Here is a 15,245-nt window from a genome sequence, read left to right on the forward strand (position 1 = left end):
ACGCCGCGACCCGGAGCTGCTCGCGGCCCTGCTCGAGGACCCGTACTTCCGCCGTCCGCCGCCGAAGAGCACCGGTCCGGAGCATTTCTCGCCCCGGTGGCTTGCCGAGCGCGGCGGCACCATGCTGACGAACCGGGATGCAGCGGATGTGCAGGCGACCCTGGTCGAGCTGACAGCCAGGGCCATCGCCGACGAACTCGCCCGCCCGGGCACGCCCCCGGAAGACGTACTGATCTGCGGCGGCGGGGCGCGCAACGATTTCCTGCTGAAACGCCTGGCGGCGGCCCTGCCGGAGACCCGAGTCCGTCTGACCGACGACGAGGGCATCCCTGCAGAACAGGTGGAAGGCGTGGCGTTCGCCTGGCTGGCCTTTCGCACCCTTAACCAGCGCCCGGGGAATCTGCCCGCGGTCACCGGCGCACGGGGCGCGCGCATCCTCGGCTGCGTGATCCCCGGTTCCGGGGGGAACGACTGAGACCGGAGACCGTAAACAAAAAAGGCCCGGCTCCTCGCGGAGGCCGGGCCTGCCGGATCCGGACAGTCCGGACTCAGACCGAGAAGCTGGATCCGCAGCCGCAGGTGGTCGAGGCGTTGGGGTTGCGAATCACGAACTGCGCACCCTCCAGGCCCTCGCTGTAGTCGATCTCGGCCCCCACCAGATACTGGAAGCTCATCGGGTCGATCAGCAGGGTCACCCCGCCATTTTCGACCACGGTATCACCGTCACCGATGGTCTCATCGAAGGTGAAGCCGTACTGGAATCCGGAACAACCACCGCCGCTGACGAAGACGCGCAGCTTGAGGTTGTCGTTGTTCTCTTCCTCGATCAGCCCCTTAACCTTGCTCGCCGCGGCATCGGTAAACACCAGCGGGCTGGGGATGTCCATGTCATCCGTCTCGGCCTGTGCGTTGGACGTCATCGTTTCGGACATGCGGTGTCTCCTGTCATCATTCGGGCATCACGCTATAAAGACTGACTCCAAGAGTCAAGAATCGTCACGGGCCGTAAGCGAGTCATCGGTCAGTGCGGTCAGCGGTGCTTCACGTTCCACGGCGGCGTCTGCCTCCCGACGCCGCAACTGACCGTCCACCGTGGCACCTTCGGCCATCTGCAGCACACTGTAATACAGGTTGCCTTCCAGGCGGGCCTTTTCGCCCAGGTCCACGTGTTCGCTGGCATGGACATCACCGCGTACGGTTCCGTTCAGGACCAGGTGCGGGACCAGCACCTGGCCCTCGACCTGCCCCTTCTCGTCGACCACCAGCACCGCCGAGCCGTCGGACGGGGCGCGGACATCCCCGACGATCTGCCCCTCCAGATGTAGACCGCCGCTGAATTCCAGATCCCCGTGGACGGTGGTATTCGCACCGATCAGGGTGTCGACCCGCCGGGCCCTCTGCTTGCGTTTGCGTCCCATCATTCACTTGCCCTCCGGGCTGCGGCCCAGCCTGTCGTTTTCTCGATCCGGTCCGGCCCGTCCTCGTCGGGGTCCACTGTAAAGGACAGCCGCTCCGGGCTGAAACCTTCCGGCAGCACGAGGCGCACCTGCACGGTGCGCAGAAAACGCAGCGCGAATTCGCGCTCATCTGCGTCTTCCAGGCCCAGATCGGCCGCCTCCAGGGTCACTGCGTTGTCGTCCTCGTATCCTTCCAGCTCCAGCGTCCAGCTCAGCGGGAACTCCCCGCGCAGACCGCTGCGATAGATCTGAAACAGCAATTCGTATTCATCGGCGAGGCCGGTCTCGTGCACCGCCACGTTGCGCAGACCGACGCGGTCCCCGCCAGCGTCGTCGGCGAGCCTCTGGTAGAACGCCAGCTCGTCGCGCAGCGCCAGCAGCTCGGCCTCGCGGGCCTCGGCCTCCCGCCGGCAGGCCGCCAGCTCCGCCTCGGCGACATCCGCGCGACGTTCACCGCGCAGGCGCTCGCGCACCGCGGCATCGCGCTCGTCGGCCAGTTCCGCCAGCGCGGCCTGCAACTCGTCCAGCCGCGCGTCACGCAGGGTGGAGGTTTCCGCCGCATCCGGCTCATGGCCAACCTGCTGCCACCACCAGACCGCTACCGTGATCAGCAGCAGGACCAGCAGCAGCGGCGCCAGCGCGCGGCGAAGGGGATGCCTGCGCAGTCGCCGTGGCGCGGGAACCCGCGGACGCCTTGGCAGACGCACGGATCAGGGGAAGGCCGGAAGCATCTCCAGCCCCTCCGTTTCCGGGCGTCCCAGCATCAGATTCATGTTCTGCACGGCCTGTCCCGCCGCGCCCTTGACCAGATTGTCGATCACCGACAGCACCATGCGGCGCCCGCTGTGCGGGGGCGAGGCGACGGCCAGACGGCAGCCGTTGGTTCCGCGCACCGAGGCAGTCTCGGGATGCGAGCCGGCGGGCATCACGTCGACGAATGGCTCGTCGGCATAGCGCTGGCGCAGCAGGACATCCCAGTCACCGCCGTCCAGCGGACGCAGATAGAGGGTGGCCTCGATCCCGCGCGTCATCGGCACCAGATGCGGCTGGAAGATCAGACCCACCTCTGCGCCCGACACCTCCGTCAGGGTCTGGTGGATCTCCGGCCAGTGACGGTGACCGCCGCTGGCGTAGGCACGGAAATTTTCCTGCACCTCGGCGAACAGGCTGCCGATCCGGGCCTGCCGTCCGGCGCCACTGACCCCGCTCTTGGCGTCCGCGATGATGTCGCCGGCATCCACCACGCCCTGCTCCAGCAGCGGCAGCAGGGCCAGGGTGATGGCCGTGGGGTAACACCCGGGAACCGCGATCAGACTGGCCCCGGCGATCCGCCCGCGATGCAGTTCCGGCAGGCCGTACACCGCCTCGCTCAGGTATTCCGGCGCCCCGTGCGGCTGGCCGTACCACTGCGCCCAGACCTCGGGATCACGGATCCGGAAATCGGCCGACAGATCGATCACGCGGACGCCGCGGGCCAGCAGGTCGCCGGCCATCGCATGCGCCACACCGTGCGGTGTCGCAAAGAACACGAGGTCGCATTCGGCAAGCAGCGCCGGATCCGGGGAGCGGAAGACCGCGTCCACCGCGCCGCGCAGACTGGGGAAGAGGTCCGCCACGCGGGTACCGGCCTCGCCACGCGAGGTCACCGCGTGCAGCTCGACCGCCGGGTGCCCGGCGAGGATACGCAGGAGTTCCACGCCGGCGTAGCCGGTCGCACCGACCACCCCGACGCGCGCGGGTTTGCTACTGGTTACAGGGCTCATGCTGCGGCATGATAACGGCTTGCGGCGCGCGGCGGAACGCAGCGCCCGTTGCGTGGTCCTTTAGATCGCAAAGATCGCACCAGGACACACATCAACCAACAGGAACCGGAAACATGAGCAAGCTCAGGCTGGACCGCAAGGCCGCGATCGGCGGCATCTTCATTGTGCTCGTTCTGGCCGCCGTGATCGCGGCGTGGATGACCGGCGACGGCGTACGCGAGGCCCCGGGATTCGCGGCCAGCGATCTGGACGGCGAGCCGGTTTCCCTCGAAGGATACGAGGGCCGCCCGCTACTCGTGTCCTTCTGGGCCACCGACTGCCCCGACTGCATCCGCGAGATCCCCACGCTCAACGAGCTGCATGCCGAATACCGCGACCGCGGCTTCGACATCGTGGCCATCGCCATGGAGCACGACCGCGAGAGCCGCGTGCGCTCCATGAGCGAGGACCGCGAGATCGCCTACACCGTGATCCACGATGAAGAAGGCGACCTGGCCTCGACCTGGGGCGGCGTACGCCTGACACCGACCACGTTCCTGGTCTCGCCGCGTGGGCGCATCGTCTACCAGAAGCTGGGCGACCCCGATTTCGACCAGATTCGAACCCACCTGGAACGCTGGCTCTCCTGAGAACCGCCCCCCCGGAAACGGAAGAAGCGCCCCGCGCGGCGAAGGACGCCACCATGCATGAAGCCTATTCCTGGTTCCTCAGCCTCCATCTGATCTTCATGGTCACGTGGTTCGCGGGGCTGTTCTATCTGCCGCGGCTGTTCGTCTATCACGCGACGACCGACGACGCCCCGGGCAACGAGCGCTTCAAGGTCATGGAACGCAAGCTGTTTTACGGGATCATGACGCCGGGGGGCATTCTCACGGTGATCTTCGGCGGGATCATGCTGGCGCTGGTGCCGGCCCACCTGGAACAGCCGTGGATGCATTTCAAGCTGACCCTGCTGGCCCTGTTGATCGCCTATCACCTGTGGTGCGGGAAGCTGGTCGCGGACTTCGCCGCCGACCGCAACATCCGCAGCCACTACTGGTATCGCTGGTTCAACGAGCTGCCGGTGCCGGTGCTGGTGGGGGTCGTGATCCTGGCAATCAACCGCTCGATCACCGATGCGCTGATCGGCATCGGCGTCATCCTGCTGCTGTTTGCGGTCTCCGCCGCGGTCGCCTGGCGCCGGGCCCGCGGCAACACGGGCTGACACCGGGGACCGTCTTCCGGGGGTTCAGGTCTTGCCGGCGCGCACCAGGCCGCCGAGCCCGGCCTGGACCAGGGCATTGTTGAGCAGCGAGCGGATCTGCTCGGGGTTTTCCAGCAGGCGGCACTGGGCCAGCAGTGCCTCGGCGCGATCGGTGGAGAACGAACGGATCACCCACTTGACCCGCGGGATCGCCGACACGCTCACACTGAGACTGTCGATCCCCATACCCACCAGCAGGATCACCGCCGCCGGATCCGCCGCCATCTCGCCGCACACCGACACCGGCTTGCCCGCGCGATGAGCCCCCTCGGCGACCGCTTCCAGCGCGCGGATGCAGGCGGGATGCAGGGTGTCGTAGAGGTTGGCAACGCGCGCATTGTTGCGGTCTACCGCCAGCAGGTACTGCACCAGGTCGTTGGTGCCCACCGACAGGAAATCCACCCGCCGCGCCAGCGTCTCCGCCAGATAAACCGCAGCCGGCACCTCCACCATCACGCCGACCTTCGGCATCGGGATGCGGTAACCCTCGTCCAGCAGCTCCTCGCGGGCCCGGTTGAGCAGCGCCATCGCGCCCTTCAGCTCGTCCAGCGCGGAGATCATCGGGAACAGGATCTGCAGGTTGTCGTGCTCGCCGCTCGCGCGCAGCATCGCCCGCAGCTGGGTCAGGAAGATCTCCGGGTGGTCCAGCGAGATGCGGATGCCGCGCCACCCGAGGAAGGGGTTGTCCTCCTGCACCGGGAAATAGGGCAGGGACTTGTCGCCGCCGATGTCCAGGGTCCGCAGGGTCACCGGCATCGGGTCGAACGAGGCCACGATCTGCTCGTACAGCCGGACCTGCTCCTCCTCACCGGGGAAGCGGTCGCGGATCATGAACGGGACCTCGGTTCGGTACAGCCCGACCCCCTCGGCACCCGACTCCAGCGATGGCTTGATGTCCGCGAGCAGCCCGGAATTGGCCATCACCGGCACCGAGTGCCCGTCGCGGGTCGTCGCGGGATCCTTCGCGAGGGCGCGCAGATCCTCGGCCAGCTCGCGCTCCTCGCGAACCGGGCGCTCGAATTCCGCGCGCAGCTCGGCGTTGGGGTTCACGAACAGCCGGCCCCGATAGCCGTCCACCAGGATCTCGCGGTCTTCCAGTCGGCTGACCGGCAGGTCCGACACCCCCATCACGGCGGGCACGTTCAGCGCCCGCGCCAGGATGGCGATATGCGAGGAACCGGTGCCCTGGGCCGACACGATCGCCCCCAGGTGCTCGATCGGCACCTCGGCCAGATGCGACGCGGTCAGGTCGTCCCCCACCAGGATCCCGCCCTCGGGGAATTCGTCCTGGCTGCGATTCGCCGGCAGCAGATGCGACAGCACGCGCCGCCCGAGATCGCGCACGTCGGCGGCGCGCTCGCGCAGGTAGGGGTCCTCCATGTCCTCGAACACCCGCACGCTCTCGCGCACCGTGTCGCGCAGCGCCGCCGGGGCCCACTGGCCGGCGGAGATCCGCCCCTCGGTCTTGTGCACCAGGGAGTCGGAGCCGAGCAGCATCAGATAGGCATCGAACAGCACCTGCTCGTCCGGCCCCAGGGCCTCGCCCATGCGCTGCTTGAGGTCCTGGATCTCGTCGCGGGTATCGCTGACGGCCTGGCGGAAGCTTTCCAGCTCGGTCTCCGGACCCGCCCCCTCGCGATCGGGGATGGAGTCGAGATCGGCCAGCCGATAGGCAACCACCGCATGGCCGATGGCTACCCCCGGCGAGCCGGCGATCCCGGTGGCCTCCACGTTCTGGTGGCCGATCAGCGGGGTCTCGCTGGAGATCTCGTCATTGAATTCCGCGTAGGCGATCGCCCCGGCCAGCTGCGCGGCCAGGGTGATCAGGAAGGACACGTGCTCGTCGTCGAAGCGGCGTGCCTCGCGCTGCTGCACGACCAGCACGCCCAGCATGTTGCGCTGGTGGATGATCGGGACCCCGAGGAAGGCGAGGAAGCGTTCCTCGCCCGTCTCCGGGAAGTAGCGAAAGCGCGGATGGTCCTGGGCGCTGTCGAGGTTGACCGGCTCGGCGCGCGAGGCCACCAGCCCGACCAGACCCTCGGACGGATCCATCTCCACCTGCCCCACCGATTCGGCGTGCAGGCCTTCCGAAGCCATCAGCACCAGGCGACCGGAACTGGGCGATTTCAGGTAGATCGAGCAGACGTCGATATCCAGCGCCGCGCGTACGCGGGTGACGATGATGTGCAGCGCTTCGAAGAAATCGGCCGCCCCGTTGACCTCCTGCACCACACGGCGCAGGACCTGGAGCATGGAAAGAGGACCGGCCGGCGTGCTCAACGTGACACCGCGGACGAGTCGCAGGACTGCTCCGCCGAGTCCGCGGAAGACCGTAGCTCGGGGAACATCAGCGGCACCAGCTCGCACAGGGCGCGGCGGTACACGTTGCGCTTGAAGTACACCACCTCGCGCGCCGGACGCCAGTAGTCAATCCAGCACCAGGCATCGAATTCCGGCGAGTCCATCGCATCCAGCGTCACATCGCTCTCCTCGCCCGTCATGCGCAGCAGGAACCAGCGCTGCTTCTGTCCGACACACACCGGACTGCGATGCCGGCGAATCATGCGCTCGGGCAGCCGGTAGCGCAGCCAGCGCCGGGTACTACCCAGCAGCTCCACGTGCTCCGGCAGCAGACCGGTCTCCTCGTGCAGCTCACGGAACAGGGCCTCTTCCGGCGTCTCGTCGGTGCGTATGCCGCCCTGCGGAAACTGCCAGGCCTCCTGCCCCGCGCGCTTGCCCCAGAACAACTGCCGCTCCCGGTTGCACAGGATGATGCCTACATTTGGTCGGAACCCATCGCAATCAATCACTTGCCGCAACCAGACGCTTCTTGAGTTCCTGCATTGTTCCACACCCCCGGGGGTCCGGCAAAGACCCGCGGACGGCATGCGGATGCACATTCCTTTAGACTCGCGGCATGAGGCTTCTTCTGCTGATCATCGCCATCGTGGCCATCTTCCTGGCCGTGCGCACCCTGGTGCGTTCCAGCGGCGCTCACCACCGCGTGCAGCGCGACGAACCGCCGGAACGCCTGCGCGAGAGCGGCGCCATGGTGCGCTGCGCCCACTGCGGGGTGCACATCCCCGAGGATCAGGCCGTGCACCGGGGCGAGGACCGCTACTGCTCGGCGGAGCACGCCAAGGCGGGCCACCGCAGCGACGACTGATTCCAGCTCCCGATGGTCATCGACGCCGACACCCAGCGTTCCAGCCGCCTGTACGCACTGTACCGGGCGTTTGTCGGTCTGGTCCTGCTGCTGATGGGGCTTTTCCCCGGTCTGCCGGTCGGACTGGAACCCGCGCTTCCGGAGGTCTACCCCGCGCTGGCGGGCGGCTATCTGGTGTTTTCCCTCTTCATGGCCGCGTTCGCCGAACACTGCAACCGTGAACCCGAACGCACCACCCAGTTCCGCAAGATGATCCTGGTCGGCGGCACCGGGGACACCATCGGCCTGCTCGCACTGATGGTGGTCGCCGGCGGGGTGGACACCGGGATCGGCCTGCTGCTGATCCCTGCGGTGATGGCCACCGCGCTGCTGTCGGCCGGACGCCTCGGGCTGCCACTGGCCGCCGTGGCCACCGCGGGGCTGCTGGGGGCGGAGGGCCTCGCGATCCTGATCGCACCCGGCAACCTGGACAGCCTGACGCAGGCCGGCCTGCTGGCCGCCGCCCTGCTCGCCGGCACGCTGCTCGCCCACCATTTCAGCCGCCGCGCCGACGAGAGTCGCGCCCAGGTCGAGCAGCAGGAGGTCGACCTCGCCAACCTGGCCGAACTGAATGCCCAGATCATCGCACGCATGGGCGCCGGGGTAGTCGCGGTCGACCCGCAGGGTTACATCCGCTCCATCAACGAGGCCGCTCGCCAGCTCTTGCCGCCGAGGCCCGGGCGTCACCTGTCCTCGATCTCCCCGCGGCTGGCCCGCGCACTGCGTCTGTGGAAGGAGGAGGCGCTTCCTGCCACCCGCACCCGGCACCTGTCCGGCGACCAGGAACAGCCGGCCCTGCAGGTACGCCTGGCCCCACTGGGAAACCGGGGCGACCAGGGGACCCTGCTGATCCTGGAGGACGCCGCCGAACTGCGGCGCCAGGCTCAGGCCAGCAAGCTGCAGGCACTGGGACGCCTGACAGCCAGTATCGCCCACGAGATCCGCAACCCGCTGGGGGCGATCTCCCACAGCGCGCAGCTGCTGCGCGAATCCCCCGACCTGTCCGCCGCCGACCAGCGCCTGCTGGCGATCATCGAGAAGCAGAGCGACCGCGTGAACGGCCTGATCGCCAACGTCCTCAGCCTGTCGCGGCGTGAATCCGGCGAACGCCAGCGGCTCCATCTGCGCGAGGAACTGGAACGCTTTGCCGACGAGTTCTGCAGTGCCCTGCAGATCCCGCGCAAGACCCTGCACGTAAAGGTCGAGCCCGACAATTCCGCAGTCCTGTTCGACCCCTCTCAGCTCAATCAGGTGCTGTGGAACCTGTGCAACAATGCGCGCGTGCACGGCGGGCACGACCAGCCCGGCAGCCCGCCCATCATCCTGCGCGGGGGGGCCGGCCAGGTGGCCCGCGTGGTCAGCCTCGACGTCCTCGATGCCGGCCCGGGGATCGATCCCGAGACCGAGAAGGAGCTGTTCGAGCCTTTCGTCTCCGGCCATTCCGGAGGCTCCGGTCTGGGCCTGTACATCTCGCGCATGCTGTGCGAAAACAACGGGGCCTCGCTGGAATATGTGCACGCGCCCACCGGGGGCTGCTTCCGCATCCTGTTTGCCCCCGACGAACAACACCAGGGATCGGGATCATGAGCATCAAGCACGTGCTGGTTGTCGACGATGAACCCGACATCTGCGAGCTGCTGGAGATTACGCTCGCCCGCATGGGCCTGGAGGCGACCTCTACCGGCGCGCTGCAGCCGGCCCGGGATCTGCTGGAAACAGGCAGCTTCGACCTGTGCCTGACCGACATGCGCCTGCCGGACGGCGACGGGCTCGATCTCGTCCGCCATATCCAGGCCGCCCGGCCGGAACTGCCGGTCGCGGTCATAACCGCCCATGGCAGCGTCGACACCGCAGTGCAGGCCCTCAAGCTGGGGGCCTTCGATTTCGTCAGCAAGCCGGTCGACCTCAAGCAGCTGCGCGAACTGATCGACAGCGCCCTGCGCATGGAGTCCACCTCGCCGGCGCCGGCCGCGTCCGACACGCACCCATCCGCCGGCAAGCCCCCCGTCGACCCCGAAAGCCCGCTGCTGGGCGAATCCGGCCCCATGCAGCAGCTGCGCGCTACCATCCGCAAGCTGGCGCGCTCTCAGGCCCCGGTGTTCATCGCCGGAGAATCCGGTTCCGGCAAGGAGCTGGTGGCGCGCGAGATCCATCGGCTGGGGCCGCGCGCCGACCGTCCCTTCGTGCCGGTGAACTGCGGCGCGATCCCGGCGGAGCTGATGGAGAGCGAGTTCTTCGGTCACCGCAAGGGGGCGTTTACCGGGGCGACCCAGGACCACGCCGGGCTGTTCCAGGCGGCCGAGGGCGGCACCCTGTTTCTGGACGAGGTCGCCGACCTGCCGCTGGCAATGCAGGTCAAGCTGCTGCGCGCGATCCAGGAGCGCGCGATCAAGCCGGTCGGTGGCTCACGCGAGATGCCAGTGGACGTGCGCATCCTCTCGGCCACCCATCACGACCTCGAACGCGCGGTCCGCGAAGGCCGTTTCCGTCAGGACCTGTATTACCGTCTCAACGTGATCGAACTGCGCGTCCCGCCTCTGCGCGAACGCGACGGTGACATCCCGCGGCTGGCCGCGGAGATGCTGCAACGCATCTCGGAGCAATGGGGCCTGGAGGCCCGCCGCCTGGCGCCGGACGCCATGGAGCTGCTGGAAAGACATCACTTTCCGGGCAACGTGCGCGAGCTGGAGAATATCCTGGAACGGGCCGCCACCCTCGCCGAAGGCCCGACGATCCACGCGTCGAACGTCGACCTGCCCGCCTCGACACCGGCGCCGGAAGATACCGGGGAACGGCGCTCCCCCGCGCAGGGCAATCCGCCACCGGAGCTCGAGGAGCGCCAGACCCCGCCGTCGGTGCGTTACGACGACGTGGGCCTGGACGACCACCTGGCCGACCAGGAACGTCAGGCCATCGAGACCGCGCTGCACCAGACCGGTGGCAACCGCACCGCCGCAGCACGGCTGCTGGGACTCAGTTTCCGCCAGCTGCGCTACCGCCTGAAGAAACTCGGGATCGAATAGTCAGACGCGCGCCGGCGGATCCGCCACCGCATTCAACCACTGCTCCAGCTCGAACAGCGGCAGCCCGATCACGTTGCTGCAGGATCCGTCGATGCGCTCGACGAATGCCACACCCCGCCCCTGCAGGGCGTAACCCCCGGCCTTGTCCCGCGGCTCGCCGCTGGCCAGATAGGCGGCGATGTCCGCCTCCTCCAGGGGCCGCATCCATACCCGTGTCTCGCCGCGCCCGATACGCACCGGTCGGTCGTCGCGCAGCAGGGCCATGCCGGTGACCACCCGATGTTCGCGCCCGGACAGCCGGCGCAGCATGGCCGCGGCTGCCGCATCGTCCTCCGGCTTGCCCAGCGCCTCGTCGTCGATCGCGACCACGGTATCGGCCGCCAGCACCCACTGCCCCGGGCGTGCATGCCCGCGCGCGGCCTCCGCCTTGAGGGCGGCCAGGCGCTCCGCCATCGCAGCCGCGGTCTCGCCCGCTTCCGCCCGTTCGTCGACATCCATCGACGCCACCTCATGGGCCACGCCGATCTGCGTCAGAAGCTCGCGCCGGCGCGGGGAGGCCGAGGCCAGCAGCAACGGCATGGCGTCGGCGCGGTTTGCGGGATCGCTGAAGGCCATGGTGAATACCGTGCGGTCAGGCGCGATGGTAGGGATGATTGTTGAGCAGCGACCAGGCGCGGTAGAGCTGTTCCGCCACCAGCACCCGCACCAGCATGTGGGGGAAGGTCAGCGGCGACAGCGACCAGGCCCATTCGGCCCGTTCGCGCACGGCCGTATCCAGACCGTCGGCACCGCCGATCAGCAGCGCGACGTCGCGCCCGTCGTCCTGCCAGCCCGCCAGTCGCTGCGCCAGTCCGCGGGTGTCCACCGCACGGCCGCGTTCATCCAGGGTGATGATCCGGGCACCCTCGGGTACCGCCTTGAGCAGGGCTTCACCCTCGCGCCGCAGGCGGGTGGTCGGATCCATCGACTTCGAGCCCGAAGGTGCGGCCAGCTCGTGCAGCTGGAACCCCCATTCGCGCGGCAGGCGGTCGCGGTATTCGGCAAAGCCGGTGGCCACCCAGTCGGGCATGCGCCGGCCGATGGCGATCAGGTGCAGGCGCATCGCCGCCGGGCCGCCTCAACCCCGCAGCCGGCGCACCCGCTGCATTCCCGGGTCGCCATCGTCGCCATCCCCGTCGACACCCCCGGGTCCGCCCTCGTCGCCGCCGGCCTCCTCGGCCAGCCACAGCTTCTCCAGGTTGTAGAACTCCCGGGTCTCGGGGAGCATCACGTGGATGATCACGTCGTTGAGATCGACCAGGACCCATTCCTGGCCCTCCTGGCCCTCCACGCCCAGAGGCTGCACGCCACGGTGTTTGGCCTCGACGGCCACGCGCTCGGCGGTGGACTGCACATGCCGCCCGGAGGTCCCGGAGGCGATCACCATGAAATCGGCCAGCGTGGTCTTGCCGCGCACGTCGATGCTGCGGATGTTGCGGGCCTTCATGTCCTCGAGGGTCTCGAGAACCCATTCCAGCATGGCTTCGCTGTTGTTGGCGTCGGATGTCATGTCGATGCGGTTCCTGCGGCGGGCCGGTACAGCCCGCGCTCCTGTATGTAACGGTCCACGGTGCCGGGCAGCAGAAAGCGCGGGCTCGAACCCTCGCGCAGCTGCGCCCGGATGGCGGTGGCGGAGATGTCCAGCTGGGTGACCGGCTGGAAATAGACCCGCCCGGCGGGGCTGGATCGCAGGGCGGCGGGGTCCTCGGTCACCCTGCCCCCGCGCCAGTCGCCCAGGTCCTGCGAGGCGGGACTGCCGGGACGGTGCGACACGGCGACGTGTGCCAGTTCGAACAGGGTCTCCCAGCGGTGCCAGGAAGAAAGCCCGGCGAACGCATCCATGCCCATGATCAGCACCAGCGGCACCCGGTCACCCAGCTCTTCGCGAAACGTCAGCAGGGTGTCCACGGTGTATGAAGGACCGGTGCGGTCCAGCTCGCGCCGGTCGGCGACGAAACCCTCCACGCCGGCCACTGCGCGCTCCACCATGGCCAGGCGATCCTCGCCCGAGGTCCCCGGACTGGCGCGATGGGGCGGCACGTGGCATGGCACGAAATGCACCCGGTCCAGCCCCAGGTGCTGCTGCACCTCCAGCGCCGGGCGCAGGTGGCCGAAATGGATCGGATCGAAGGTCCCGCCGAGGATCCCGATCAAGCCGCCACCTTCCCGCGGTACTCAGCCACGCACATGGCCGTCACCAAACACGATGTATTTGAGGGTAGTCAGGCCGTGCAGCCCCACCGGACCGCGCGCGTGCAGCTTGTCAGTGGAGATCCCGATCTCGGCGCCCAGGCCGTACTCGAACCCGTCGGCGAAGCGGGTGGAGGCATTGACCATCACCGAGCTGGAATCCACCGCGCGCAGGAATCGCCGCGCATGGCCCCAGTTCTCGGTCACGATGCTGTCGGTGTGATGCGAGCCCCAGGTGTTGATGTGCTCGATCGCGGCATCCAGGTCGTCGACCACGCGGATCGCCAGGATCGGCCCCAGGTATTCGGCCGCCCAGTCCTCCTCGGTCGCCTCGGCCACCTCCATGGCGGCATCGTCCAGCACCGCACGGGTGCGGGGGCAGCCGCGCAGGCTGACCCCCAGACCGTCCAGTTCGGCCGCCACCGCCGGCAGGAAGCCCTCCGCGCGGTCGGCGTGCACCAGCAGGGTCTCCATGGTGTTGCAGGTCCCGTAGCGCTGGGTCTTCGCGTTCACCGCCACCGCCTGCGCCTTGTCCGCATCCGCCGCGGCATCCACGTACACGTGACAGACCCCGTCAAGATGCTTGATTACCGGGATGCGCGACTCCTGGCTGATGCGCTCGATCAGCCCCTTGCCGCCGCGTGGCACGATCACGTCCACGTACTCGGGCATGCGCAGCAGCGCCCCCACCGCGGCACGGTCGGTGGTGTCGACGATCTGTACCGCCTCGCGCGGCAGCCCCGCCGCCGCCAGCCCGGACTGGATGATGCCGGCCAGCGCGCGATTGGAATGCGCCGCCTCGGAGCCACCGCGCAGGATAGCCGCATTGCCCGACTTCAGGCACAGCGCCGCCGCGTCGATGGTCACGTTGGGCCGCGACTCGTAGATGATGCCGATCACCCCCAGCGGCACGCGCATCTGCCCCACCTGGATGCCGCTGGGCTGATAGGCCATGTCGGAGATCGTACCCACCGGATCCGGCAGGCCCGCAACCTGCCGGCAGCCCTCGATCATGGTGTCGATGCGCGCATCGGTCAGCGCCAGGCGATCCAGCATCGCGGCGTCCAGCCCGCGCGCACGCCCGGCCTCCAGATCCTGCTCGTTGGCCTCGGCCAGCTCCGCGCGGCGCTCGGCGATCCCCTCGGCGATGGCCTCCAGGGCCGCGTTCTTGGCCCCCGGCCCGGCCTCGGCCATGTGGCGCGAGGCCGCGCGGGCGGCACGGCCCAGCGCCTGCATGCGTTCGAACAGATCGGCGTCGATGGCGGGGTCTTCCTGGGTCACGGCATTCATGTTCAGACGGTCTCGAGTTCGGGCACGGAAAGGGTCAGCGGTCGTCCGGCGATGCGGGCCACCAAGTCTAGCAACAGCTGCCGGGGGTTGCCGGGATCCTGCCCCTTGATGGCCCGGTCCGCTCGCGCGGCCCGACGCAGGATATCGCGTGCACGCGCCGGGTCCAGACGTCCCGCCGCCTGACGCAGGGCCTTTTGCTGTTCGCCGAAGCTGCCCTGGAAGGCCTCGCGGTCGTTCGCCCCGGCCGCCCGGCGCTCGACGATCTGCACCAGCAGCCGGGCATCGCGCGCCAGCACCCACAGGATCAGCGGCTCCGGCTGGCCTTCGTCCAGCAGGCCCTCCAGCATGCGCAGGGCACGCGCGGTGTCACCGCGCAGGGCCGCCGCCGACAGGCCGAACAGGTCGAAGCGCGCGGCATCCGCGGTGGCCTCGGCCAGCGTTTCGAGATCGATTTCCCGCACCCCGGCCAGCGCCAGCTTCTCCACCTCCTGGCGCGCCGCCAGCAGGTTACCTTCGACCCGGGCCGCCAGTAACTGCAGGGCGTCATCGGTGATGCGCAGCCCGTGCCCGGCCAGACGCTCACGGATCCAGCCGGCGAGCCGGTCCGGCGGTACCGGCCGCGCGTGCACCACCACCGCGGCCGACTCCATGGCCTTGAACCAGGCGGCCCGGCGCATGTCGCGATCCGGACGCGGGAGCTGCAGCAGCAACACGATGTCGGGTTCCGGCGCCGCCGCATACGCCTTCAGCCGTTCGCCGCCCTCGCGCCCGGGCTTGCCGGTGGGCAGGCGCAGGTCGACCAGCGAGCGGCTGGCGAACAGCGAGCGGTCGCGCACCGCCGCGTCCAGCGCCGACCAGTCCGACTGCGCGGACATGTCCAGCACCGTACGCTCGGCAAAACCCTGTTCGCGCGCGGCGGCGCGGATCGCGTCCGCAGCCTCGATGGCCTGCAGCGGCTCCTCGCCCAGCAGCATGTACAGCGGGCCCGCACCCTTCTGCAACAGCGAGCCGAGACGTGCCGGATCGACCGCCATC

At 68.8% G+C, this 15,245-nt stretch carries 18 protein-coding genes (1 of these 18 running past the window's edge); 6 read left to right on the forward strand and 12 right to left on the reverse strand.

Going from position 1 to position 15,245, the window contains the following annotated elements; translation table 11 throughout:
* Positions 1-475, forward strand: partial view of an anhydro-N-acetylmuramic acid kinase gene (locus tag D571_RS0102755; RefSeq protein ID WP_018935149.1) — the final stretch only. 647 nt of this gene lie to the left of the window's left edge; only the last 475 of its 1,122 coding nucleotides appear in the window; its start codon lies beyond the left edge, outside the window; its stop codon occupies positions 473-475.
* 73 nt (positions 476-548) lie between these two features.
* Here the strand turns inward: D571_RS0102755 and erpA are convergent, their stop codons facing one another.
* From erpA to argC, 4 genes are read right to left on the reverse strand one after another with little or no spacing between them, the layout of a single operon-like run.
* Complete coding sequence (gene erpA, locus D571_RS0102760) at positions 549-932, reverse strand: iron-sulfur cluster insertion protein ErpA (protein ID WP_018935150.1); 384 nt, start codon at positions 930-932, stop codon at positions 549-551.
* A gap of 54 nt (positions 933-986) precedes the next feature.
* Complete coding sequence (locus D571_RS0102765; protein WP_018935151.1) at positions 987-1,421, reverse strand: polymer-forming cytoskeletal protein; 435 nt, start codon at positions 1,419-1,421, stop codon at positions 987-989.
* Positions 1,418-2,164 carry a DUF6776 family protein gene (locus D571_RS0102770; RefSeq protein WP_018935152.1) on the reverse strand — a complete coding sequence of 249 codons (747 nt, stop codon included), beginning with the start codon at positions 2,162-2,164 and terminating at the stop codon, positions 1,418-1,420. Before D571_RS0102770 ends, D571_RS0102765 begins: the two co-directional genes overlap by 4 nt.
* A gap of 3 nt (positions 2,165-2,167) precedes the next feature.
* Positions 2,168-3,220 (reverse strand): N-acetyl-gamma-glutamyl-phosphate reductase, encoded by a 1,053-nt coding sequence (gene argC / locus D571_RS0102775; protein WP_026287533.1) that lies wholly within the window; start codon positions 3,218-3,220, stop codon positions 2,168-2,170.
* A gap of 113 nt (positions 3,221-3,333) precedes the next feature.
* Here argC and D571_RS0102780 point away from each other — a divergent pair, with 113 nt between their 5' ends.
* Positions 3,334-3,849 carry a TlpA disulfide reductase family protein gene (locus D571_RS0102780; RefSeq protein WP_018935154.1) on the forward strand — a complete coding sequence of 172 codons (516 nt, stop codon included), beginning with the start codon at positions 3,334-3,336 and terminating at the stop codon, positions 3,847-3,849.
* 53 nt (positions 3,850-3,902) lie between these two features.
* Positions 3,903-4,424, forward strand: coding sequence for a CopD family protein (locus tag D571_RS0102785; RefSeq protein WP_018935155.1), 522 nt, complete (start codon positions 3,903-3,905; stop codon positions 4,422-4,424).
* A gap of 24 nt (positions 4,425-4,448) precedes the next feature.
* Here the strand turns inward: D571_RS0102785 and ptsP are convergent, their stop codons facing one another.
* Both ptsP and D571_RS0102795 read right to left on the reverse strand, forming a co-directional pair.
* The gene (gene ptsP, locus D571_RS0102790) at positions 4,449-6,716 is read right to left on the reverse strand and encodes a phosphoenolpyruvate--protein phosphotransferase (protein WP_018935156.1); all 2,268 of its coding nucleotides are present in this window, start codon (positions 6,714-6,716) and stop codon (positions 4,449-4,451) included.
* A gap of 23 nt (positions 6,717-6,739) precedes the next feature.
* Positions 6,740-7,273, reverse strand: coding sequence for an RNA pyrophosphohydrolase (locus tag D571_RS0102795; RefSeq protein WP_198003764.1), 534 nt, complete (start codon positions 7,271-7,273; stop codon positions 6,740-6,742).
* Between the two features lie 107 nt (positions 7,274-7,380).
* Here D571_RS0102795 and D571_RS0102800 point away from each other — a divergent pair, with 107 nt between their 5' ends.
* From D571_RS0102800 to D571_RS0102810, 3 genes are read left to right on the forward strand one after another with little or no spacing between them, the layout of a single operon-like run.
* Complete coding sequence (locus D571_RS0102800) at positions 7,381-7,629, forward strand: PP0621 family protein (RefSeq protein WP_018935158.1); 249 nt, start codon at positions 7,381-7,383, stop codon at positions 7,627-7,629.
* A gap of 12 nt (positions 7,630-7,641) precedes the next feature.
* Positions 7,642-9,255, forward strand: coding sequence for a PAS domain-containing sensor histidine kinase (locus tag D571_RS0102805; protein WP_018935159.1), 1,614 nt, complete (start codon positions 7,642-7,644; stop codon positions 9,253-9,255).
* On the forward strand, positions 9,252-10,691 hold the full coding sequence (locus tag D571_RS0102810; RefSeq protein ID WP_018935160.1) for a sigma-54 dependent transcriptional regulator: 1,440 nt from the start codon (positions 9,252-9,254) through the stop codon (positions 10,689-10,691). Before D571_RS0102805 ends, D571_RS0102810 begins: the two co-directional genes overlap by 4 nt.
* On the opposite strand, the gene D571_RS0102815 is transcribed toward D571_RS0102810, so the two are convergent.
* From D571_RS0102815 to holA, 6 genes are read right to left on the reverse strand one after another with little or no spacing between them, the layout of a single operon-like run.
* Positions 10,692-11,306, reverse strand: coding sequence for a nucleoside triphosphate pyrophosphatase (locus tag D571_RS0102815; RefSeq protein ID WP_018935161.1), 615 nt, complete (start codon positions 11,304-11,306; stop codon positions 10,692-10,694).
* 16 nt (positions 11,307-11,322) lie between these two features.
* The gene (rlmH, locus tag D571_RS0102820; RefSeq protein WP_018935162.1) at positions 11,323-11,793 is read right to left on the reverse strand and encodes a 23S rRNA (pseudouridine(1915)-N(3))-methyltransferase RlmH; all 471 of its coding nucleotides are present in this window, start codon (positions 11,791-11,793) and stop codon (positions 11,323-11,325) included.
* Between the two features lie 15 nt (positions 11,794-11,808).
* The gene (rsfS, locus tag D571_RS0102825) at positions 11,809-12,240 is read right to left on the reverse strand and encodes a ribosome silencing factor (RefSeq protein WP_018935163.1); all 432 of its coding nucleotides are present in this window, start codon (positions 12,238-12,240) and stop codon (positions 11,809-11,811) included.
* On the reverse strand, positions 12,237-12,884 hold the full coding sequence (gene nadD / locus D571_RS0102830) for a nicotinate-nucleotide adenylyltransferase (protein ID WP_018935164.1): 648 nt from the start codon (positions 12,882-12,884) through the stop codon (positions 12,237-12,239). Before nadD ends, rsfS begins: the two co-directional genes overlap by 4 nt.
* Positions 12,885-12,905: 21 nt before the next feature.
* Entirely contained in the window at positions 12,906-14,210 is a 1,305-nt protein-coding gene (locus D571_RS0102835) for a glutamate-5-semialdehyde dehydrogenase (RefSeq protein WP_018935165.1), read from the reverse strand.
* A 2-nt stretch (positions 14,211-14,212) separates the two neighbouring features.
* A complete protein-coding gene (holA, locus tag D571_RS0102840) occupies positions 14,213-15,244 on the reverse strand; it encodes a DNA polymerase III subunit delta (RefSeq protein ID WP_018935166.1) in 1,032 nt (343 codons plus the stop codon).
* Position 15,245: the final 1 nt, after the last annotated feature.

Origin of the sequence: Thioalkalivibrio sp. ALJ24 (assembly GCF_000377785.1) — a bacterium.
Lineage (GTDB): Bacteria > Pseudomonadota > Gammaproteobacteria > Ectothiorhodospirales > Ectothiorhodospiraceae > Thioalkalivibrio.

Coding starts and splice junctions, on each gene's coding strand:
- erpA (WP_018935150.1), bottom strand. CDS start 932: ATGTCCGAAACGATGACGTCCAACGCACAGGCCGAGACGGATGACATG.
- D571_RS0102765 (WP_018935151.1), bottom strand. CDS start 1,421: ATGATGGGACGCAAACGCAAGCAGAGGGCCCGGCGGGTCGACACCCTG.
- argC (WP_026287533.1), bottom strand. CDS start 3,220: ATGAGCCCTGTAACCAGTAGCAAACCCGCGCGCGTCGGGGTGGTCGGT.
- D571_RS0102780 (WP_018935154.1), top strand. CDS start 3,334: ATGAGCAAGCTCAGGCTGGACCGCAAGGCCGCGATCGGCGGCATCTTC.
- D571_RS0102785 (WP_018935155.1), top strand. CDS start 3,903: ATGCATGAAGCCTATTCCTGGTTCCTCAGCCTCCATCTGATCTTCATG.
- ptsP (WP_018935156.1), bottom strand. CDS start 6,716: ATGCTCCAGGTCCTGCGCCGTGTGGTGCAGGAGGTCAACGGGGCGGCC.
- D571_RS0102800 (WP_018935158.1), top strand. CDS start 7,381: ATGAGGCTTCTTCTGCTGATCATCGCCATCGTGGCCATCTTCCTGGCC.
- D571_RS0102805 (WP_018935159.1), top strand. CDS start 7,642: ATGGTCATCGACGCCGACACCCAGCGTTCCAGCCGCCTGTACGCACTG.
- D571_RS0102810 (WP_018935160.1), top strand. CDS start 9,252: ATGAGCATCAAGCACGTGCTGGTTGTCGACGATGAACCCGACATCTGC.
- D571_RS0102815 (WP_018935161.1), bottom strand. CDS start 11,306: ATGGCCTTCAGCGATCCCGCAAACCGCGCCGACGCCATGCCGTTGCTG.
- rlmH (WP_018935162.1), bottom strand. CDS start 11,793: ATGCGCCTGCACCTGATCGCCATCGGCCGGCGCATGCCCGACTGGGTG.
- rsfS (WP_018935163.1), bottom strand. CDS start 12,240: ATGACATCCGACGCCAACAACAGCGAAGCCATGCTGGAATGGGTTCTC.
- D571_RS0102835 (WP_018935165.1), bottom strand. CDS start 14,210: ATGAATGCCGTGACCCAGGAAGACCCCGCCATCGACGCCGATCTGTTC.
- holA (WP_018935166.1), bottom strand. CDS start 15,244: ATGGCGGTCGATCCGGCACGTCTCGGCTCGCTGTTGCAGAAGGGTGCG.